The organism is Stenotrophomonas sp. FW305-3-2-15-E-LB1, assembly GCF_058787375.1.
In genome coordinates this window covers 27,986-48,438 of sequence record NZ_JBYSZR010000028.1, presented here as the reverse complement: position 1 = coordinate 48,438, position 20,453 = coordinate 27,986, and the positions used below count along the sequence as shown (strand labels likewise).

The window sequence follows — 20,453 nt, the reverse complement described above, 5'->3', positions numbered from 1 at the left end:
AGGTGTGCCGACCAACGGTCGGCACCTACCGGGGCTAATGCGTGCCGACCAACGGTCGGCACCTACCGACAGCGCGGTTTTTTGCTTTGCGGTAGTGCCGGCCGCTGGCCGGCAACCCCATGAACAACCGTTCGGTCAGATCGCCCAGATACCGGCAATCACCGCTACCACCAGGCCCCACTTGATGACCTGGTAGGCCACCACGCTGCGCTCGCGCAGCGCCTTGGCCTTCAGGCGCACCTTGTACACGCCACCGAAGGCCTTGTTGACGCCACCGGTCGGATCACCCGGCAGGTTCGGCGAGGCACCGCCGGCCAGCAGCGTGGACGCCACCGCGCGGTTGAACAGGCCCGGCAGGCCGAAGCGCAGCGGGCGGGCGATATCGCAGAACAGGATCACGCGATCCTGGTCGGTCTCGTTGTGTGCGTGGTGGATGTAGGTCTCGTCGAACATCATCCACTCGCCGTCGCGCCAGCTCTTCTTCACCCCGTCCACCACGATGTAGCAGCCATCGTCGTTGGGCGTGCTCAGGCCCAGGTGCAGGCGCAGCGAACCGGCGAACGGATCGCGGTGTGGGCGCAGTTCACTGCCCGGCGGCAACTGCGCGAACATCGCCGCGCGCACATCGGGAATCGATTCGATCAGCGCCACGGTCTTCGGGCACATGGCCTTGGCCGACGGATGCGACGGGCCGTACCACTTCAGGTAGAAGCGCTTCCAGCCACGGCGGAAGAACGAATTGAAGCCGGCATCGTTGTAGCTGCTGGAGGCGGCGATCTTCTGCGCGTCACGCAGGGCCAGCGCCTCGTCGCGGATCACCTGCCAGTTCTGCCGCAGCGGCTCCAGCTGCGGAAGCTCCTTGCCCGGGTCCAGGAACGGCGTGGTGGGCACCTTCGAGAACAGGTACATGATCACGTTGATCGGGGCCATGAAGCTGGAGTGGTCCAGCAACTGGCGCGACCAGCGCGCGCGGACCTTGCCGCGGTAATGGATGTACAGCACGCAGGCCACGAACAGCGCTGCCAGGACAATCTTGATGATCAAAGCACTTTCCTCCAGCGGGCGCCGGACAGGGAAACGAACGATGCGGCCGCGCGGCCTGCACCAGGTGGGGACGCGGCAGGGGACGGTGACGTGCCGGGTGGGGGCGGCCGCCGATGTCGCGGGTTAACAGCTTATGGTCGGCAGCCAATGCCCCCGGGTCAAGTTACCCAAGCACCCTGTTCAGCATCACGTAGCTGAACAACCAACCTACACTGGTACGGATGCCCGCCTGCGACCACGCCCCCTACCCCGCCCTCAGCGCCCGCTATGCGGCCTTCTTCCCGGGCCAGCCAGCCGCCACGCCACGCAGCGAGGCCTTCCAGTGGGCTGGGGGAACCCTGCGCCTGGACCGCCACGGCCCGGCCGATGCCGACGCGACCGTGGTGCTGGTGCATGGGGCCGGCGGATATGGCCGCATGTTCGCCCCACTGGCCGCCGGCCTGGCCGCAGCCGGGCATGAAGTGGTGGCTTGAGCCCCGCGGCCTGGCAAGCCGTCGATTACGGCACGTGGAAGCAGGCCCTGCTGGCCCTCATCGAGGCCGAGTACCGGCGCCGGCCGCGCCCGATCGTGCTGCTGGGTGCCAGCATCGGCGGCTACCTGGCCTATCTGGTGGCGGCCGAATCGCCGTGGGTGCAGGGTCTGGTGGCCACCACCCTGGCTGACCCACGCGACCCCGACGTGCAGGCCGCGCTGGTGCGCCAGCCGTGGATGCGCGCCCTGCTGCCCACGCTGCGCCCCGCCAGCCGCCTCACCCGCGGCCTGCGCGTGCCGGTGCGCTGGTTCACCCACATGCAGCGCATGTCGCGCGACCCGGCCCTGGCCGCGCTGGTCTGCGCCGACCCGCTGGGCGGCGGCAACCGCGTGCCGCTGGGCCTGCTGGCGTCCCTGTTCGACAGCGCCCCGGCGCTGGAACCCGAGCAGTTCCAGCGCTGCCCGGTGCTGATGCTGCACCCGGCCTGCGACGACTGGACCCCGGTGGCGATCAGCGATCGCTTCTTCCAGCGCCTGGCCGCGCCCAAGCAGCGGGTACTGCTGGATGAATGCGGCCACTTCCCCATCGAGCAGCCCGGCCTGGACCAGTTGCGCGACGCACTGCTGCCGTTCGTGCGGCGCATTGCAGAGCAGTTTGCTGGCAAGCCATTGATTGAAAAGGCCGTAAGCGCTAAATGAGACGAAATTGTCCGATCAGGCGCGACGAACTGTTCCAGCCACGGCCCCGACATTTCTCCGACAAAACGTGGATTAGCGAACTCGGCGGTACTAAAATTCACTTAACGAAAGTTTAGCTACCTCCCCCCAGTCGTACCGGTTCGCTTGACGCTGCAGCGCCACCCACCGGGTCGTCGTCCGAGACCCCGCCATGACTTCCACTGTTTCCCCCTCCCCGTCCTGCGGCGATGACGCCGTCGCCCCGCTGCTGCTCAAGCGCGGTGATCGCTTCCTCGCCCCCGATGTCTACCGCACCTGCCTGGACGGCCGTCCGGCGGTGGTGAAGGACTACTCGCGCTACCGCGGCACCCCGGTTTCGCTGATCGCCCGCCTGATGGTGCGCCGCGAAGCGCGCATCCTGCAGCGCCTGGGTGGCTGGAAGCATGCCCCGGCCCTGCTTGGCACCCTCGGCGGCCTCGCCCTGGGCATGGAATTCATTCCGGGCCAGACGCTCAGCACCGCGCAGGCGGTGGGCAATGAAGTGTTCGACCAGCTGCAGCACGCACTCAGCCGCCTGCACGCGGCCGGCATCACCCACAACGACCTGCACGGCACCAACGTGGTGGTGAGCGGCGGCGTGCCGGTGCTGCTGGATTTCACTTCGGCCTGGCGCGCCCCGCGCTGGCTGCGCCGCAACCCGCTGAGCCGGCAGATGCGCCGCAGTGACATGAAGAACCTGCTGAAGATCCGCCAGCGCGTGACCGGCCAGGCGCCGAGCGCCGCGCAGGCCGCGCTGGTGGCCGACCCGGGCTGGGTCGCCGCCGTGCGCCAGGGCTGGAAGCGGTTCTACAAGTGGGCGAAGCGGTAGAGTCGACCGTTGGTCGACTGCCCTTCCATCCGCACCCGAAATGCCCGCGCTGCGCGCGGTAGAGTCGACCGTTGGTCGACTGCCCTTCCATCCGCACCCGAAATGCCCGCGCTGCGCGCGGTAGTCGACCAACGGTCGACTCTACCCAGCCGCGTCCAGACGCCACGCGGCGCGCTTACAGCGCGTCCGCGTCCAGCTCGCCGGTACGAATACGCACCACGCTGCCCAGGTCGTACACAAACACCTTGCCGTCGCCGATCTTGCCGGTGCCCGCCGCCTTCACGATCGCCTCGACCACCAGTTCCACCTGGTCATCGGTCACCGCCACTTCCAGCTTCACCTTCGGCAGGAAGTCGACCACGTACTCGGCGCCACGGTACAGCTCGGTATGGCCCTTCTGCCGGCCAAAGCCCTTCACCTCGGTCACCGTGATACCGGTAACCCCACGCTCGGCCAGCGCTTCGCGCACGTCGTCGAGCTTGAACGGCTTGATCACCGCCATGACCATCTTCATCGTCGATCTCCTGTATTCCGGCGTGGAGGATAGCGCCTGAACGCACCCGGCGTGAAACCGCCGCCGCCTGTGCGGCCGCGCGGGTCGGCAGTATCCTTATGCGCGAACGGCCTGCCAGGCCACGGAGTCCCCCATGATCGACCTGAACCACCTCGATGACCTTGCCCGCCGCCTGAGCGACCTGGTCCCGCCGGGCCTGCGCGAATCGCGCGAGGAACTGCAGGCCACCTTCAAGACCGCGCTGCAGGCCGGCCTGGCCAAGCTGGACCTGGTGACGCGCGAGGAATTTGAAGTGCAGCGTGCAGTGTTGCTGAAGACGCGCGAGAAGCTGGATGCGCTGGAAGCGGCTGTGCGTGAGTTGGAACAGAGTCGCCCCCCCGAGGCCTGAGCTGTCCACGCCGGGCAACGGACGCCCCTCGATCCCGACAGGAGTCACGATCATGCTTCGATATTCTGCTCTGCTGTTCGCGCTGGCCCTGCCCGGCACTACGCTGGCCGCCGACGGCCTGGACCCGGCAGCCACCGAACGCTGCGTGGCCTGGATGAAGGAGCGCCCCTCCAGCGCACCGGCCGAGGTCCGCACCGTCGCGCCGGATACGCTCTGTGCGGACTTCACCAGCAGCCTGACCAAGGAAAGCCGCGATGCGTTCCTCACGCAGATGTCGGCCATCCCTGCAGGCGTCACGCCACAGGTGATCGTGCGCTCGATGGGCGGCGACGTGGAACTGGGCATGGACATCGGCGATGCCATCCTCGACCGCAAGGCCAGCGTCCACGCGTATCAGTTGTGCGTGTCGTCCTGCGCCAACTATCTGTTCCTGGCCGCACCCACGCGCCACGTCATGCCCGACAGCGTCGTGCTGTTCCATGGCGGCGTGGTGCCACGCATGACGAAACTGCCCGACCTCACCGCCGAAGGCCGGCAACGCCTGCAGGCCAGCATCGAACGCCAGGACGGTTTCCTGCGCCGCGCGGCGGTGTATCCGCCGTTGTTCGAGTGGATGGACCGGCTCAACGAGCCCGACGCCAACCTCATGCACCACTGCCCCGCAGACCGCACGATCTCATTGATCCAGCTTTCAGATGCCGTGCTGGCAGGCATCGGCGCACCCGTGGCGAGCAACGAGGGCCCGCGCAGCCAGGAGGCAGTGGATGCGCTGGTCGCGCGCTATGGCCCGGCGATGGCGGTCTGTTACTGGGACCAGCCGGTGAAGCGCTGACCTGCTCCCCGTGAGCTGGGCCACGCTCAACGGCAGTAGTACGGCGTTGCCACGAAATGCAGCACCTTCGACGGCGATGCAGCAATCGTTGCGGCATCGCCGAACGTTGCATAGTTGATCGTGCGCCGCAGCGTCGCGTTGGGGGCAATGCGATGCTCACCGCAGCCGCCGGGGCAATACACGCTGGAGAAACTGCTGCTCGGCGCCAGCGCCTGTGCATCGATCTGCAGGTAGGTCGATTCCTGCGACACAACAAAACCGCCGATGTCATTTGGCCAGTTCTCGGCAGAGACGCACATCGCACGCGTGTCCAGGGAGGTCAACGTGATCTCGAATCGGCGCGCGTCAGCGTTATCGACTATATCCAGCCGGAATTTTTCCGCCGGCGGACGCTGGAAGGGGGTTGCGCAGGACGCCTGCAACACCGCCAGTCCCAGCAGCATGCAGCGCCGGGCCGCGGTTGCGGTGACACCCAGGCAAATGCGTCCTCGTGGCCATGCCATACAAAAATCCCTCCCTTCCCCAGCGGCGCGCGACGTCCGTCCTGTGCTCAGTCGCACAGCCGGGTAAACGAATCCAGATCGCCGCCCCGGCCGGCAAATACTGACTGGAACTGGGACTGCACGTCCTTCTCCAGAACATCCAGCACCGCAGGCGACAGACTGGAGGCGTAGCGACGCGCATCCGCAGCAAATGTACCGGAAAGAGCGGGATCTTCGATTCCCATCTGCATGAGCCTGGAAATCCGGTAGGCCAGTGCAGGCTCGAGCGGCAGCGTCATCGTCGCATGCGGGTGTGCGTTGAGTTGGCCGGCAGCGGCGCGCACCATCAACCAGCTGCCCCTGGCAATGCCCGCGTCGATCAGGATGCGGGCCTGCGCGGTGTAGGCGCCTGCAAACCGCGCGTAGTCCGGCGTTCCCTGCATGGGTTCCGCCCAAGGCAGTGCGACGAAGCAGGCAGCGGCACGCGCGTCGCCGGTCGCTGCATTGTCCAACGCCAGCAGGTACACCTGCAGTGCCGCCTTGTCAGGCGCCACGCTCTGCTGCCAAGGCGCACATTCTGCACGGCGCGCATCGAGCATGCGCACGTTCTCAAGAAAGCGCGAGCGCAGCGGCTCCGGCATCCCCGACGCCCGCGACCGCAGGGATGACGTTGCATCGGGATCGATCCCATCGCTTCCCAGGAGCGATTCGAACTGGCGCCTGGCAAGGCAGTGGCGCACATAGCGATAGGCGGAAGCGGACGAGGCCTGCTCGGCCGGTGGAATGCCCTGCAGCAGCTCAGCACTGGTGTCGCGCGCGAGCTCGTTGATGGTCGTGGTGGCAGCGGCGAGGTTGCCCGCACCGGACAGGCCCACGAGTACCCAGCCCATCGCAATCGTCTTGACGCGCACTCCGGCTCCTTGCCAATCGTGGTTGGGCACGTCCGCAACAGCGGCGGCATGGCTTCCAGCCCGAGCTGCTGCAACTCTACCCTGAAGCCGACCGCCGCCGCCCGGAAAAACCCTAGACCGCGCGCCTGCAAATCCCGATGGCCTCGCGCCGTCGTCGGGCGGCACCATCAAGCGCCCCTTCGCAGGAAACCACACATGAGCCTGGCGCTGGTCTACAGCCGTGCCCGCGCCGGGGTCGATGCCCCGCTGGTGCGGGTGGAAGTGCATCTGTCCGGCGGCCTGCCGGTTACCCAGATCGTCGGCCTGGCCGAAGCCAGCGTGCGCGAATCACGCGAGCGCGTGCGTGCCGCCCTGCTCTGCGCGCGCTTCGATTTTCCGCAGCGGCGCATCACCTTGAACCTGGCTCCGGCCGACCTGCCCAAGGAAGGCGGGCGCTACGACCTGGCGATCGCGCTGGGCATTCTTGCGGCCAGCGGCCAGGTCGAGCCGCAATCGCTGCTGCCCTATGAGTTTCTCGGGGAGCTGGGCCTGACCGGCGAACTGCGGCCCGTCAGCGGCGCACTTCCGGCCGCCATTGCCGCCGCCGAGGCCGGGCGCATCCTGGTGGTGCCGCCGGGCAATGCTGCCGAGGCTGCGCTGGCCGAGCATGCGGATGTGCGCGTGGCCCGCACCCTGCTGGAATGCTGCGCCGGGCTGGGCAATCCGCGCCTGCTGCCGCCGGTGGAGCGCGTGGATACCACACCGCTGCCCCTGCCCGATCTGGCCGACGTGCGCGGGCAGGCACATGCGCGGCGCGCGTTGGAAGTGGCCGCCGCCGGGGGCCACCACCTGCTGCTGATCGGCAGCCCCGGCTGCGGCAAGACCCTGCTGGCCTCGCGCCTGCCCAGCCTGCTGCCGGACACCGAAGAGGACGAAGCACTGCAACTGGCCGCGATTGCCTCGGTGAGTGGCGAAGGGCTGGACCCGCGTCGCTGGCGGCAGCGTCCCTTCAGGGCACCGCACCACAGTGCCAGTGCGGCGGCATTGGTGGGTGGTGGCAATCCACCCTGCCCCGGCGAGATTTCGCTGGCACACCACGGGGTGCTGTTCCTGGACGAGCTGCCGGAATGGAATCGCAGCGCACTGGAAACGCTGCGTGAGCCCTTGGAATCCGGGCATATCCGCATCGCGCGTGCGGCGCGCAGCGTGCAGTACCCCGCACGCTTCCAGTTGGTCGCGGCGATGAACCCCTGCCCGTGCGGGTGGGCGGGTGACCGCAGCAATCGCTGCCTGTGTACGGATGAGCGCATCACCCGCTACCGCGCGCGGGTGTCAGGGCCACTGCTGGACCGCATCGACCTGCATATCAGCGTGGCACGTATGGATGCGGTGGAACTGCGGGAAAGCACGCCACTGGGGGAGCCGAGCGCGGTGGTGCGGGCACGCGTGGAGGCGGCGCATGCACGACAGCGCGCGCGGGGTGGGTTGAATGCGCATCTGCCACCGGCGGCGCTGAGGGCGTGTACGCGGTTGAGCGAGGCCGATCAGGATCTGCTGGAGCAGGCGATTGAACGCTTGCAGCTCTCAGCGAGGGCGATGCACCGGATTTTGCGGGTGGCACGCACGATTGCGGATCTCGATGCGTGCGACGGGATCGGGACGGCACACCTCGCGGAGGCGATCGGGTATCGCCAGCTGGATCGGGGCAAGGCAGGAACATGAGAGTCTCCTGTCTATCCGCCTCGCTGTTGATCGCAACAGCGCTCAACGCCCTGACCGGGCCACGTCTCAAAGCGGCGTCGGCTTGTTGTAGGGTTCTGCCCTCACCCGGTGAAAGCGGGGGCGAACTTGTCTGATAGTGGAGAGTACAGACACAGCGCGAGGATGATGCCGTTCAGCAGAAGTGCGTCCCCTGCCCTGGCTTGGATCCAGATGAATCAGCCAGTGCTCAGATGAGCCCGGCCAACCTGCCTCAGCCCGATGCGAACGGATTGATGTAACCGCGACGCGCCGCCAGCTCGCACACAATCTCGGCAGACACCGCACGACGGCCGGCGTGCACCGCACGAACCGGGTCGACCAGTTCAGACCGGTAGGCAGGGCGTATGTCGGTTGTTCGAGGGTGGCGGTGGCGCTTCAGGAATCAGCGCTCCCCCTGGAATACGGACGTCCCGCGCCCGGCATCTGGAACGTAAACAAGGTTCCCGCGCCTTCAGTCGACGCCACGTCGAGCGTCCCGCCATGAGACCTGGCGATTTCCGATGCGATGTAGATGCCCAGACCCAGGCCGGGCCTGGGCAGCTCGCCCTGCTCGCGGGAAAACGGGCTGAAAATGTTGCCCAGCCGCTCCGACGGAATGCAGCCGGCGTTGTGCACATCCAGCGTCAGAGCATTGGATGCGGCGTGAACCCTCAGCGTGACAGGCGCAGATCGCTCGCCGTGCTGGGCGGCGTTCGTCAGCAGGTTAGCCAGCAGCTGCGAGAGCCTGCTGGGGTCGCAGACGACGCTGCCCTCGATCTGCATCTGAACGCTGATGTCCTGGCGACCGGTAGCGATCGCCACCTCCGCGGCCACGCGTTCGAGATCAGCCTGCAACGAATGGCTTTCGCGCAGCGAGATCGGAATGCCGCCACCCAACCGACCCCGGGCGAAATCGAGCACATCGTTGATCAGCCCATCCATGCGGGTGACGCCCGATGCGATGTGCGCGAGCATCTGCTGCTGACGCTCGGAAGTCGCCTCCATTTCCAGCGAATCCGCAGCCACGCTGATCGCCTGCAGCGGGCTGCGGAGGTCATGGCCCAGCACCGCAATGAACTGATCGCGCAGGTCTGAAACCCGCTGTGCATCGGTGAGTGCCGTCTCTGCTTCCAGTAGGCGATCCTCCTTGTCGAGGTAGTTCCCGACGAGGTCGGCAAGCAGCTCCATGGATCGCCGGACATGGGCTTCATCGAAGTTGCCCGGCGACGAATCAATGGCACAGAGGGTGCCGAAGAAGCTGCCGTCCGGGCGATGGATCGGCACGGACGCGTAGCTCTCAAGCCCGTAGATCCGCGGGGTGTGGTGCTTGGAATACAACGGGTGCGCACTGGCGTGCGCGAACACGACCGAGGTGGGCGACTGCCTGATCTCGTCGCAGATGGTGGTTTCCAGGACCAGCTGCCCGCCTGGAACCAGCCCAAACCCCAGGGTGTCCAAGGTGGCGCAGGCCGTCCAGGTCGTCTCGGTTACCCGGGCAATCGCAGTGAATCTTGAGCCGGTGATATAGGCCACGGTTTCAAGGATGCGCGGCACCGCCTCGATACGACCAATCTCAGCGATGTCGTTCAGCAGATTGGGATCGGTCAGGGTATGCATGTAGGGGCAGTCGGGCGCGGTGGCGCATCATCCCATGAAACCGCCTGGGCAGCCGGGATGACCCCGGTCGCGAATGAATGTCCGCTATCGGCCAGCAGCAGACAGCAACAGCCGCGCCGGGTTACTTCCGGCATTCGCCGTGGTTCCTGTCCAGCCCTCATCGTAGGCGCTCATTCAAGCCAAGGGATGGCCGATGCGTCGCAGTGCGCTGTGGGCGGTAATGCTTCTGTTCTCACCCGTAATTGCCAGTGCATCTGCACCCAAGGCGCGTGCCTGCGAGGATGGCACGTCAGCCGCCTTGCGAGAATCACGGTGCGCCACGGTGGACGTTCCACTTCGCCATGCCGATCCATCAGGCGAGCAGATAGCGCTGTTCCTGCGGCGCATACCGGCCAGCGCGGATGTGCCCAGGCGAGGCGAGGTCTGGCTGATCTCTGGTGGCCCGGGCGAGTCAGGGGCATCCCTGTATCCCCTTATCCCGACTTACCAGCGTGCGTTCCCCGGGTTTGATCTTGTGATCCCCGACCACCGGGGCACGGGTCGGTCATCGCGGATCTGTCCCATCCAGGAAGCACCTGAAAGCCCGGAAGGCACAGGGTTGGCAGGTGCCGAGTGGGGCCCCTGCATCGGCAGCATGTATGCCAACCTGCAGCGCACGTCCGCTTTTTCCATTACCGAGGCTGCGCATGACCTTCGCATTCTGATGTCACAGGCAGATGGCAGCGGGCAGGTGTTGCTGTATGGCGTCTCCTACGGCACCCAGCTGGCGTTGCGTTCGCTCCAGGTCAATGAGCTTCATGTGGATGGCCTCATCCTCGACGGACTGGTGCCGCCCGAGACCACTGAAACATGGGATCTCAGCCGGCGCACCGCGCTGGTTGACCAAGTCGGGCGGCAAAGCATGGATGAACGTAGCCTCCAGCAGTATCGGGCGCTGCTGGCGGTGAAAGATGCAGCCTGGAAGAAGGTGGTGCCGGGTGGCGACCTGCGCCGGTTCTTCGCCGCGCTGCTGAGCTTCCCTACGCTGCGCGATCAAATGCCGAAGATCGTGCAGGACCTTTCCGAGGGTGATACCCGCACGCTGGCCGCCACGGTGAAGGACTGGAATGCCGCGCTGGCGCAGCTGGGACAGGCAGGAAACAACCAACCCGCCCTGCCGCTGGTGATGCTCATTGCTGCCTCGGAGAACAACGCACGACCGGAGCTCAGCATGGAGACCGTGATCGAAGAGGCCAAAGATGCGTTGTTCGTCAGTCCCATTCCCGGGCTGCTCGTCAGTGGCAGTGTCCCGCGTTACCCGCGTGATGCCTGGTTCGGAAAGACCCCGCACACCCTGCCCCGGACACTGATCCTGCAGGGGACGCTGGATCCGAATACCGCCTACGCCGGTGCCCAGGAACACGCTGCCTTGCTCCGCAGGTCGGGGCCTGTCACGTTCCACACGGTGGACCGCGGCGCCCATCTGCTGCCGTTGGTAGCGCCAGGCTGCTTTGTTGCGGCTGTCGGCAGCTTCATCAAGGGCGGCGTGGTCAGCGAGCGCTGTGGAGAGTCCTCGCCGGAGTGAGAGGGCTCCCGGGGGTTGGCGTATTTCCAGGGAGTGCTAATCGAGCGCGAAGACAAAGGGTCAGGCCGAGACCTCTCCTTCACTGTCCGTTCGACGGATTTTCCCGGACACCCCTTTAGCCTGCAGGCTCCTTCACGACGGGATGCCCACATGGCCATCAAGACAGCGGAAGACCTCTTCATTCATGAACTCTCCGACATCTACAGCGCCGAGAAGCAGCTGACCAAAGCGTTGCCACGCCTGGCCCGTGCAGCCGACAACCCCGCGCTGGCCACGGCCTTTGAAACCCACCTTGAGGAAACGCAGGGCCAGATCGAACGCATCGACCAGGTGGTGGAAGTACTGGGCATCCGACTGAAGCGCATCAAGTGTGCGGCAATGGAGGGTCTGGTCGAGGAAGGCAAGGAGGTGATCGATGCTATCGACAAGGGCCCTGTGCGTGACGCCGCGCTGATTGGTGGCGCGCAGAAGGTCGAGCATTACGAGATTGCCTCATACGGCACGATCGCGGCGCTGGCCAAGCAGCTGGGCTACAAGGATGCGCTGCCGCTATTGCTTGAAACCCTTGAGGAAGAGAAGGCCACCGACGAGAAACTCACGTTGCTCGCCAAGAGTGGCGGCAACGCGAAGGCCGCTCAGGCAGCTTGACCGGGCGCTGGCCTGCCATGGCGCCGCCACCAAGCGGCGGCGTCTCTCTTGCCTGCACACACCGAGGTCGCCTGCATGCATCCAGACATCCTAGGCTGGGCGGCCACCATGGTACTCATGGCCACCCTGATCCGGCAGATGGTCAAACAGTGGCAGTCTCCTCATCCGGAAGCCGTGTCGAAATGGCTGTTTCTGGGCCAGATGACCGCCTCCACGCTGTTTACGATCTACAGCGCGTTGCTAGGCTCAACCGTGTTCGTCGTCACCAATGCGCTGCTGCTGTTGACCGCGGTGGTCGGCCAGGTACTGGCGTGGCACCGCCGCCGAAATGCGAGCGCAGATATGGATGGACGCTCACCATGAGCACGAAAAGCGCGCTGATCATCATTGACCTGTTCAGCCTGTTTGATTTCCCCGAGGGCCGCGCGCTCGGCCCGCCGGCAGTCCGCGCAGCGCACAAGGCCGCGATTCTCATGGCTGCGTTCGACGAGCGGGATCTGCCCGTCATCTTCGCCAACGACAACTTTGGCGATTGGAGGCGTGACTTCCCGGGCCTGGTTGAGGCGTGTCGCCGTCGTGGTGGGCATGCCGCAGACATTGCCGAACGCCTGGCGCCGCAGCCGCGGCATTACTTCATCCTCAAACCCAAACATTCCGCGTTTCTGGCAACACCCCTGCCCGTGCTGCTGGCGAAGCTGGGTGTCCAGCGCCTGATCCTTGCCGGCATGGCACTCGATTCCTGCGTTCTGGCCACGGCGCTGGACGCCAATTCGCGTGAATATGAGACTGTCGTCGCATGGGAAGCGACCGCCGCCCTGCCGGATCGACAGAAGCCGGCGCTGCAGCTGCTGCAGCGCTCCGGTGCCGCAAAGGTGCTGGGCATGCGCGATGTCATCGCACTGCTTGATGCATAGCGCCCGGCATCCCCGGGCGCAGATCAGCCCAGATGAGGCTGCACCACCGCGCTCAGGTGATCCATGGCAGCCCAGGGGCTACCTTCGCGGCCTGCCCGCCTGACGAAGCCCCGCCAGTCTGCATATGCCGCCTGGCTCAACTCGTCTGAATCGGCAGGCAGCAGCCGCATGGACCAATACGGGAACATCCGGCGACCTACGCGACCGCGCGCCAGCTCGACGATTTCGCGATGGCTGCTGGCACCCAGAATGCGCGAATAGGCCACGCCCAAAGCATCTTCCGGGCCTTCGATGTACTGCAGAAAGCGCTGCCCATCGAACAGCAGCACGCCGGTGATCCCAGCATCATGATTGAATCGGGCCGCGTCCTCGACCATCGCGGTCAGGCGCTGTGGATCAAGACCGGGGAGTGCCTCGCTGGCGTAGGCGATTGCGCGGTTTGCCATGGTGCTTGCGGATGGGTTTGTCTGCAAGGAAATGTACGGATCCCGCGTCAAGGCCGGGTCTTTGCGTGGCTCCTTTGCTGTGAAACCGCAGCCGTCACGCAATCTGTACCGTTCATGTTTACTCTGTGAGGAGATACTCAACAGGTCTTCACATGCAGCGTTGCGATCTACCGGTGTCCTCTCCCGATTCCCAAGCGTACCGCCTGCTGCAGGACAGCGCCTGGGTGCACGCGGGTTTGGCTGAATCAGCGCCCGCAGAACTCCGCACCGTGTTGACGATGATCCTCGACTGCCCCGAGCCGCTGTGGATCGCGTGGGGGCCGGACAACCTGTTCTACTTCAACGACGCTTTCTCGCCCTGGATGGGAAACAAGCTGGACGGTGCCATGGCCAGCCCGGTCAGGGTTGTCTGGCACGACGTCTGGGATGAGTTGGGCGGCGCGATTGCCGATGCCATGGCCGGTACCCATCGCAGCTTCCGCAACCTGCGCGTGTTCATGAATCGCGATGGCACGCGGCGGGAGACCTTCTGGACGTTCTCATACTCGCCCATCCGCATCGCTGACGGCAGCGTCGGCGGGATTCTGTGCGTGGTCAGCGACCAGACCGAGTTCGTCTCCGAACGCACTGAGCACTCACGGCAGGTGGAAGCCATCAGCGAGGAGGCGCGGCTGGCCCATGCCGAACTGGTGAGGGCGCGCGAGCAGCTGCGGCAATCGCAGAAGCTGGAAGCGATTGGCCAGTTGACCGGCGGTGTCGCCCACGATTTCAACAATCTTCTGCAGGTCATCACCGGTTCGGTGGACATGCTGCGTTACGGCAGCCCTCGCGACGAGAGGCAGAATCGCCATATCGAGGCCATCGGTGCAGCGGCCGACCGCGCCACCAGCCTGGTGTCCCATCTGCTGTCGTTCTCGCGCAGGCAGACTTTGTCACCGGAAGTATTCGACCTCTGTGCGGGCGTTGAAGGACTGGCCGACATCATCCGCACCCTGCTCGGCGGGCGGGTCGCCCTGCAGCTCGAGCTTCCCGACGAACCCTTGCATGTGCTGTTGGACAAGACACAGCTGGACACCGCGCTTATCAACCTGGCGGTAAATGCGCGCGATGCGATTGCCGAGCACGGCACGGTGTGCATCTGCGTGCGGCGGGTGGAGGCGATGCCATCGGTACGGTTCGCGCCACCGCTGAAAGGCACGTTTGCCGCGGTCTCTGTCAGCGATGACGGGTGCGGCATTGAGGCTTCGGTGATTACCCACGTGTTCGATCCGTTCTTCACCACCAAGGGCGTGGGTGAAGGCACCGGACTGGGGCTCAGCCAGGTGTTCGGCTTCGTCAAGCAGTCCGAGGGCGAGGTGGATGTTGAAAGCAGGGTAGGCGAAGGCAGCACCTTCGTGCTCTATCTGCCGTTGACACAGCAGACGCCTGCGGCCGTCGGTATTTATGAGATGCAGTCGCTGCACGACGCCAAGGGGCTGAACGTGCTGGTGGTGGAAGACAACGTGGATGTCGCTGCATTTGCTGTGTCTGCATTGCGCGAGCTCGGCTGCGGCGTCTTCCTTGCCCGAAACGGCAGCGATGCGTTGGCCGAGCTGGAGCAGAACCGTCAGCGCTACCACTCTGTTTTCTCCGACGTGGTCATGCCGGGCATCAGCGGCCTTGAGCTGGCCAAGATGCTTCGCGAGCGCTATCCCGATCTGCACGTAGTGCTGACCAGTGGCTACAGCGAGCTGCTGGCACGCGAGACCGATCACGGCTTCGCGCTGCTGCGAAAGCCCTACACGCTGGGTGATATGGCCCGGGCGATCAGCCCGCCCAGAATGTCCTGTGCGGCGATTGACTCTGCTGGGAATGAAACGGTTTGGCGCACGGTGACGTGAATGCAACGGAACTCCGCAGCGGCTTCAGCGCGCCGCCGGCCCTCCGTTTCGCAGTTGCTCAGCCTCTGCGAGCAACAAGACTGTTCACACGGAACGTTACTTGCCCCCAGATGGCACTATCGCAGCCGGGGGACGGCGGGGAGCGCCTTGGATCTCCGCTTCCAACCAGAAGCTGACGCTCGCGACTTACGCAACTTCTCTCGCATCACTCTTTCGAGGCAGGTAGGCAGCCAAGCCTACCTGCAGACTGGTGCCTTCTACAGAGGAAGGGCAATGAGATGAGCGCCTCCAACCGCAAGACGGCCAGCTTTGGCGTGCCGTGGGAATCGGCTTATGGATACGTCCAGGCCGTACGCGTGAACAATTCGATCTTTGTGTCGGGCCAGCTTTCGCACACGCCGGAGGGCCAGCTGGTAGCGCCGGCCGCATTGGCTGCTGATGGGAAGCCTGCCAACTTCGACACCATGGAGGCGCAGATGAAGCGCACCTATGAGAACGCCGAATTGCTGTTGGCCGAGCTGGGGGCGTCGCTGGCGGATGTGGTGGAAGAAACCCTTTTCGTAATTGATGTTCCGGCCGCGTTCGCCGCCAGCGGAAAGGTCAGGCCAGCCGTTTACGGGCAGACCGTCCCGCAGGTGGCCAGCAACCTCATCGGAGTGTCCGCGCTGGCCTTCCCCGAACAGCTGATCGAAATTGCCTTCCGCGCTGAAGTAAACTCGTAGCATTCCCCCCAGGGAGACGTAGAACTGCAATGGAAAGCCCGTGTGCCGCCAGGCTGCGGGCTTTACTCACGCTGCCGTATCTGCTTCGCTGCTCACGCAAGTGGGCATGGCTGCCCGACTCCAGAGCGACGTCCGCTTCCGGCCAGAAGCGGACATTGGCCTCAGGCCCCTTCAGTGAGGTGACTGGGGAGGCTGCGTCTCCTGCTCAAAGAGAGTACGCAGCTGGAGCTTTAGCCCTAAATCGCTCATATCACAGTCGGAATCAGCCCTCCGCGAGTTGCGAGGGCTGGGCAGACAACCAAGGTGAGGGAGTGGTTTTGAAGAGATTTCAGATTGGAGCATCTTGTGCGCTGACCAAGCGCGTGCTTGGGCTCTCAATGGCGGTAGCTCTGGGCTTGCCGCTGGCAGCAGCGGCAGACCCAGCAGCGGATGGGGCTGCCTCGGCCGACAGTCGCGCGCAAGCGCTGGTCGCGCGGATGACACTGGATGAGAAGATCCAGATGGTCCATAGCTATTTCGGCATGGACAGCGAGAAGCTCAAGCAGCCTAAGGGCGCGCTTGGCTCTGCAGGCTACATCGCTCCGATTGAGCGATTGGGAATCCCGGCCCAGCAGATAGTTGATGCGGGTATGGGCGTGACCAATCCTGGCGGCATCCGCAAGGGTGACTTCGCTACTGCGATGCCTTCTGGTCCGGCCAATGCGTCGACCTGGAACCCGGATCTGGCGTTCGCCAACGGTGCCACGATGGGGCGCGAAGCTTGGCAACAGGGCTTCAACGTGCTGCTGGGAGGCGGCGCAAACCTGCACCGTGATCCTCGCAATGGCCGCAACTTCGAGTATGCCGGCGAAGATCCGCTCCTGGCTGGCGTCATGGCTGGCAACGTGATCAAGGGCGTACAGAGCGAGAAGGTCATCTCCACCCTCAAGCACTTTGCCTTGAATGACATGGAGACCCGGCGCAATTTCCACGATGCACTGCTGGGCGAGAAGGATCTCCACGAGTCCGACCTGCTGGCCTTCAAGATTGCGATCAAGACGGGGCAGCCCGCGTCGGTCATGTGCTCCTATCAGAAGACCAACGGTACATACGGCTGCGAGCATGAGTATCTGCTGGGTGACGTCCTGAAGAAGGAATGGGCCTACCCTGGCTATGTCATGACTGATTGGGGCGGTGGCCATAGTTCGGCAAAGGCAGCCATGGCTGGCCTGGATCAGCAGTCCGCAGGCGAAGTGTTTGACCCTGAGGTCTACTTCGATAAGCCTTTGCGCGCTGACCTGAAGGCCGGCCGAGTGCCGATGTCCCAGCTTGACGACATGGTCAAGCGCATCCTGCGCAGCTTTATCGCCGTTGGCGCGCTGGATCATCCCCCTCAGCGTCAGCCCATCGATGGGCCGGCCGGCGTGGCCACCGCCCAGCGCATCATTGAAGAAGGTGCAGTTCTGCTGAAGAACGAGCGCTCACTGCTTCCCCTGCAGAAGCCCAAGAAGGTGGTGGTGATCGGTGGGCATGCCGACAAGGGTGTTCTGTCCGGCGGCGGATCTTCGCGCATCGACTTCACGATGTTCGGTGGGAACGCTGTGCCGGGTCTGACTCCAACTTCTTGGCCAGGCCCGGTGGTCTACCTTGCCTCTGCACCCTTGGCCGGCTTGAAGCAGGCAATGCCGCAGACGCAGATCGAGTACGTGGATGGCACTGACCCGGTGAAGGCCGCTGAGATGGCAGCGAAGGCTGACGTGGCAGTGGTGTTCGCCACCCAGTGGGCGGCTGAGTCGGTTGATCTGCCGCATATGGATCTGCCCGAGGGCCAGGACCAGCTGATCTCGGCGGTGGCCAAGGCCAATGCAAAGACGGTGGTGGTGCTGGAGACCAACTCTGCGGTCCGCATGCCGTGGCTCAATGAGGTAGGCGCCGTTCTACAGGCTTGGTATCCGGGAGTCGGCGGCGGCGTTGGTATCGCTCGTTTGATCACCGGCGAAGTCTCGCCTTCGGGTCGCCTGCCGATCACCTGGCCGACGGGTCTGGATCAGCTCCCGCGTCCCGTTGTCCCAGGCTTGGGCTTCAACCCGGCCGTTCCTTCTGACGATGTCTTTGACTATCGAATCGAAGGCGCGAATGTGGGCTACAAGTGGTTTGAAGTGAAGGGGATGAAGCCCCTGTATCCCTTCGGCTATGGCCTGAGCTACACAAGCTTTGCCTACGACTCGTTGAAGGTCTCGGCCGATGGCAATCAGGTCACTGCGACGTTCCGGGTACGCAATACCGGAAAGCGCGAGGGCTCTGCAGTACCGCAGATTTACGTACGTATGCCCAGTGGGCACTCGACGCCTGTTCGTCTTGCTGGCTGGTCCAAGGTCAAGCTTGGCGCCGGGCAGACCTCAACGGTTACGGTAAAGGCTGAGCCGCTGACTCTGGCCGACTATGACGTTGCAACCAAGCGCTGGGTGGTTCCCGCCGGGGAGTACACCATTGAGCTTGCCGACTCGGCGACGGATGTTGTTCAGTCGGCCAAGGTCGATCTGAGTCAGTCCTCGCTGAACTGATGACCTGAAGAGAGAGGGGCGCAGATGCGCCCCTCTCTTCTCAATTACGACAGTACGAACCGGGCTGGAATGCCCGTCGTGCAGGATGATGCAATCCAGACGTCAAAGGCGCCTGGCTCAGCTCGGCGTACGCCGTCCACGTCAGTGAATTCGAGCATGGATTCGTTGAGCAGGAAGGCAACTTCGATCGCTTCACCTGGCTTGATGGCAATCTTGTCAAAGCCCTTCAGCTCGCGGACCGGTCGAACCCGGCTGGCCACCCGATCATGGATGTACAGCTGGACCACCTCCTCGATCAGCCGGTCGCCATCGTTGCTGATGCTTGCACTGACTCGGATGGCCGCGCCTCGTTCGAGCACCTCAGAGCTGACTGCTGTCGGGCCATATGTCACCTTGCCGTAGGTCAGGCCGTGACCAAACGGGTACAAGGCTTCGTGGGTGATCTCTCGCCAACGTGTCTTGAACTCCTTCATGTCGGGAAGTTCTGGACGGCCAGTGCGGGTGTGATTGTAGTAGTAAGGCTGTTGGCCGGATTCCTGCGGGAAGGAAATGGGCAGGCGACCGGAAGGACTGTAGTCGCCGAACAGGACGTCAGCCGTAGCATGTCCGGTCTGCGAGCCCAGGAACCAGGTGATCAGCAGAGCGTCGGCATTGCGCACGCCGCCGTGCAGCGCCAAGGCGCGGCCATTGCGAACCAGAGCGACAACGGGCTTGCCAACCTCGGCAATCGCATCTGCAAGCTTCTGCTGTGCAGCGGGCAGGGTGATCTCGATACGCGACTGGGCCTCACCCGAGTACCGCTGCGGCTCACCCAAGGCCAGGATGACCAGGTCGGCTGCCTGAGCCGCTTCGATCGCAGCCTTGATACCACCCTCGATGTCCCCCTCCAGGCTGCAGCCATCAACGAAGTGCAGGTGATCTTCGTTCTCTACTGCTGCACGCAGGCCGTCTTCAAGTGAGACGTAGCGGCTGGCGTCGCCAAACAGCGTCCAGCAGCCCTCAATGTTGTCTCGATCACGCCCAAATGGGCCGATCACCGCAATGCGCTGGCCTGCCTTCTTCAGAGGCAGCACGTTGCCTTCGTTCTTGAGCATGACAATCGAGCGCTTGGCCGATTCACGCGCCAAGGCTTCGTGTTCAGCCTGCTGCTCTGCGGAAATGTCGGGCATGCGCAGTGAACGATAGGGATCGTCCAATAGGCCAATACGTTCCTTCAACTCCAGCATGCGACGCACAGCCTGGTCCAGGCGCCACATCGGAACGGCCCCCTCCCTGACCAGGTCAGGAAGGTGTTCAAGGTAAAGGCCACTCTGCAGACTGAGGTCCAAGCCCGCCATGAAAGCCTTCAGTACGGCGTCCTTCATGTCTTCGGCGTAGCCGTGGGCCACCAGTTCCATCTCTGAGGTGTAGTCGGAGATGGTGATGCCATTGAACTTCCATTCGCCGCGCAGAACATCCAACAACAGCGGCTTGTTCGCGCTGGCCGGAACGCCATTGATGTCGTTGAACGAGCTCATCACGCTGGCAACGCCGGCATCGACGGCGGCTTTGAACGGTGGCAGGTGCACGTCGCGCAGCGTCTGCGGGGCAATGTCGACAGTGTTGTAGTCCAAGCCGGCCAGGCTGGCGCCATAGGCGACGTAGTGCTTGGCCGTGGCCAGCATTGCGTCTTCAGCGGTCAGATCACGTCCCTGGAAACCTTCGACGCGGGCAGCACCGAATCGGCAGGCCACCAACGTGTCCTCGCCAGTGCCCTCGGCACCGCGGCTCCAGCGCTGATCACGTGTTACGTCGATCGCTGGTGCATAGGTCCAGTGGATGGCCGCTGCGGTGGCTTCGATCGCCGTGGCACGCGCAGTACGCCGAGCCAGATCAGGCTCGAAGCTGGCAGTCTCGCCCAAAGGAATAGGGAACACCGTGCTCATGCCGTGGATGACGTCTGCGGCCAGAATTACCGGGATGCCCAGGCGGCTCTCTTCCAGGGCCACGCGCTGCAGCTCGACAGCGCCTGCCTTGCCCTTGCCATTGAACAGCGAGCCGACGTTGCCCTGACGAATCTGCTGCAGGACCTGATCAGCGTTCTGCTCATTGGCAACAGGGTTGATGTCTGGTGCGAACGGCCGAACCATGTCTGCCGTGACGTTGAGCTGTCCAATTTTCTCTTCCAACGTCATCTGCGCCATCAGCGCGTCAATCCGATTACTCATTCCG

Annotated in this window: 20 protein-coding genes; 13 read left to right on the top strand and 7 right to left on the bottom strand. The window is 64.3% G+C overall.

Translation table 11 applies throughout. The features are described 5' to 3' along the window. Nucleotides 1-135 precede the first annotated feature (135 nt). A complete protein-coding gene (locus AC3WL7_RS17250) occupies nt 136-1,041 on the bottom strand; it encodes an aspartyl/asparaginyl beta-hydroxylase domain-containing protein (RefSeq protein WP_174208738.1) in 906 nt (301 codons plus the stop codon). 224 nt (nt 1,042-1,265) lie between these two features. Here AC3WL7_RS17250 and AC3WL7_RS17245 point away from each other — a divergent pair, with 224 nt between their 5' ends. From AC3WL7_RS17245 to AC3WL7_RS17235, 3 genes are all read left to right on the top strand, one after another. After that, nucleotides 1,266-1,517 (top strand): hypothetical protein, encoded by a 252-nt coding sequence (locus tag AC3WL7_RS17245; protein WP_492751925.1) that lies wholly within the window; start codon nt 1,266-1,268, stop codon nt 1,515-1,517. Next, complete coding sequence (locus tag AC3WL7_RS17240; protein ID WP_492751923.1) at nt 1,514-2,215, top strand: alpha/beta fold hydrolase; 702 nt, start codon at nt 1,514-1,516, stop codon at nt 2,213-2,215. The genes AC3WL7_RS17245 and AC3WL7_RS17240 overlap by 4 nt, the downstream gene beginning before the upstream one ends. A 190-nt stretch (nt 2,216-2,405) precedes the next feature. Continuing rightward, entirely contained in the window at nt 2,406-3,062 is a 657-nt protein-coding gene (locus AC3WL7_RS17235) for an RIO1 family regulatory kinase/ATPase domain-containing protein (RefSeq protein ID WP_313419111.1), read from the top strand. Nucleotides 3,063-3,237: 175 nt separating this feature from the next. On the opposite strand, the gene AC3WL7_RS17230 is transcribed toward AC3WL7_RS17235, so the two are convergent. Next, nucleotides 3,238-3,576 (bottom strand): P-II family nitrogen regulator, encoded by a 339-nt coding sequence (locus tag AC3WL7_RS17230; protein WP_079223976.1) that lies wholly within the window; start codon nt 3,574-3,576, stop codon nt 3,238-3,240. 133 nt (nt 3,577-3,709) lie between these two features. On the opposite strand from AC3WL7_RS17230, the gene ubiK reads away from it, so the two are divergent. Continuing rightward, a complete protein-coding gene (gene ubiK / locus AC3WL7_RS17225) occupies nt 3,710-3,964 on the top strand; it encodes a ubiquinone biosynthesis accessory factor UbiK (RefSeq protein ID WP_492751919.1) in 255 nt (84 codons plus the stop codon). A 52-nt stretch (nt 3,965-4,016) separates the two neighbouring features. Beyond that, nucleotides 4,017-4,796: a hypothetical protein gene (locus tag AC3WL7_RS17220; RefSeq protein ID WP_492751917.1), complete on the top strand. Its 780-nt coding sequence runs from the start codon at nt 4,017-4,019 to the stop codon at nt 4,794-4,796. Between the two features lie 26 nt (nt 4,797-4,822). Here AC3WL7_RS17220 and AC3WL7_RS17215 read toward each other — a convergent pair whose 3' ends face one another. Next, on the bottom strand, nt 4,823-5,239 hold the full coding sequence (locus AC3WL7_RS17215; RefSeq protein ID WP_492751915.1) for a hypothetical protein: 417 nt from the start codon (nt 5,237-5,239) through the stop codon (nt 4,823-4,825). A gap of 107 nt (nt 5,240-5,346) precedes the next feature. After that, a complete protein-coding gene (locus AC3WL7_RS17210) occupies nt 5,347-6,189 on the bottom strand; it encodes a hypothetical protein (protein ID WP_492751913.1) in 843 nt (280 codons plus the stop codon). 195 nt (nt 6,190-6,384) lie between these two features. On the opposite strand from AC3WL7_RS17210, the gene AC3WL7_RS17205 reads away from it, so the two are divergent. After that, complete coding sequence (locus tag AC3WL7_RS17205) at nt 6,385-7,890, top strand: YifB family Mg chelatase-like AAA ATPase (RefSeq protein WP_492751912.1); 1,506 nt, start codon at nt 6,385-6,387, stop codon at nt 7,888-7,890. 414 nt (nt 7,891-8,304) lie between these two features. On the opposite strand, the gene AC3WL7_RS17200 is transcribed toward AC3WL7_RS17205, so the two are convergent. After that, complete coding sequence (locus AC3WL7_RS17200) at nt 8,305-9,525, bottom strand: GAF domain-containing sensor histidine kinase (RefSeq protein ID WP_492751910.1); 1,221 nt, start codon at nt 9,523-9,525, stop codon at nt 8,305-8,307. A 322-nt stretch (nt 9,526-9,847) separates the two neighbouring features. On the opposite strand from AC3WL7_RS17200, the gene AC3WL7_RS17195 reads away from it, so the two are divergent. The 4 genes from AC3WL7_RS17195 (at nt 9,848) to AC3WL7_RS17180 (ending at nt 12,651) form a co-directional block, all read left to right on the top strand. Next, nucleotides 9,848-11,089 (top strand): alpha/beta hydrolase, encoded by a 1,242-nt coding sequence (locus AC3WL7_RS17195; protein WP_492751908.1) that lies wholly within the window; start codon nt 9,848-9,850, stop codon nt 11,087-11,089. Between the two features lie 150 nt (nt 11,090-11,239). Beyond that, nucleotides 11,240-11,737: a YciE/YciF ferroxidase family protein gene (locus AC3WL7_RS17190; protein ID WP_108770300.1), complete on the top strand. Its 498-nt coding sequence runs from the start codon at nt 11,240-11,242 to the stop codon at nt 11,735-11,737. Between the two features lie 75 nt (nt 11,738-11,812). Beyond that, the gene (locus tag AC3WL7_RS17185; protein WP_492751904.1) at nt 11,813-12,100 is read left to right on the top strand and encodes a hypothetical protein; all 288 of its coding nucleotides are present in this window, start codon (nt 11,813-11,815) and stop codon (nt 12,098-12,100) included. Then, entirely contained in the window at nt 12,097-12,651 is a 555-nt protein-coding gene (locus AC3WL7_RS17180) for a cysteine hydrolase family protein (protein ID WP_492751902.1), read from the top strand. Before AC3WL7_RS17185 ends, AC3WL7_RS17180 begins: the two co-directional genes overlap by 4 nt. Before the next feature lie 23 nt (nt 12,652-12,674). Here AC3WL7_RS17180 and AC3WL7_RS17175 read toward each other — a convergent pair whose 3' ends face one another. Continuing rightward, entirely contained in the window at nt 12,675-13,097 is a 423-nt protein-coding gene (locus AC3WL7_RS17175) for a BLUF domain-containing protein (RefSeq protein ID WP_492751900.1), read from the bottom strand. 152 nt (nt 13,098-13,249) lie between these two features. Between AC3WL7_RS17175 and AC3WL7_RS17170 the strand changes: the two genes are divergently transcribed. From AC3WL7_RS17170 to AC3WL7_RS17160, 3 genes are all read left to right on the top strand, one after another. Then, a complete protein-coding gene (locus AC3WL7_RS17170) occupies nt 13,250-14,977 on the top strand; it encodes an ATP-binding protein (RefSeq protein ID WP_492751897.1) in 1,728 nt (575 codons plus the stop codon). Between the two features lie 278 nt (nt 14,978-15,255). Then, nucleotides 15,256-15,699 (top strand): RidA family protein, encoded by a 444-nt coding sequence (locus AC3WL7_RS17165; protein WP_492751895.1) that lies wholly within the window; start codon nt 15,256-15,258, stop codon nt 15,697-15,699. 377 nt (nt 15,700-16,076) lie between these two features. Beyond that, a complete protein-coding gene (locus tag AC3WL7_RS17160; RefSeq protein ID WP_492751955.1) occupies nt 16,077-18,242 on the top strand; it encodes a beta-glucosidase family protein in 2,166 nt (721 codons plus the stop codon). Between the two features lie 44 nt (nt 18,243-18,286). Here the strand turns inward: AC3WL7_RS17160 and AC3WL7_RS17155 are convergent, their stop codons facing one another. Then, on the bottom strand, nt 18,287-20,449 hold the full coding sequence (locus tag AC3WL7_RS17155; protein ID WP_492751893.1) for a glycoside hydrolase family 3 N-terminal domain-containing protein: 2,163 nt from the start codon (nt 20,447-20,449) through the stop codon (nt 18,287-18,289). Between the last annotated feature and the right edge of the window lie 4 nt (nt 20,450-20,453).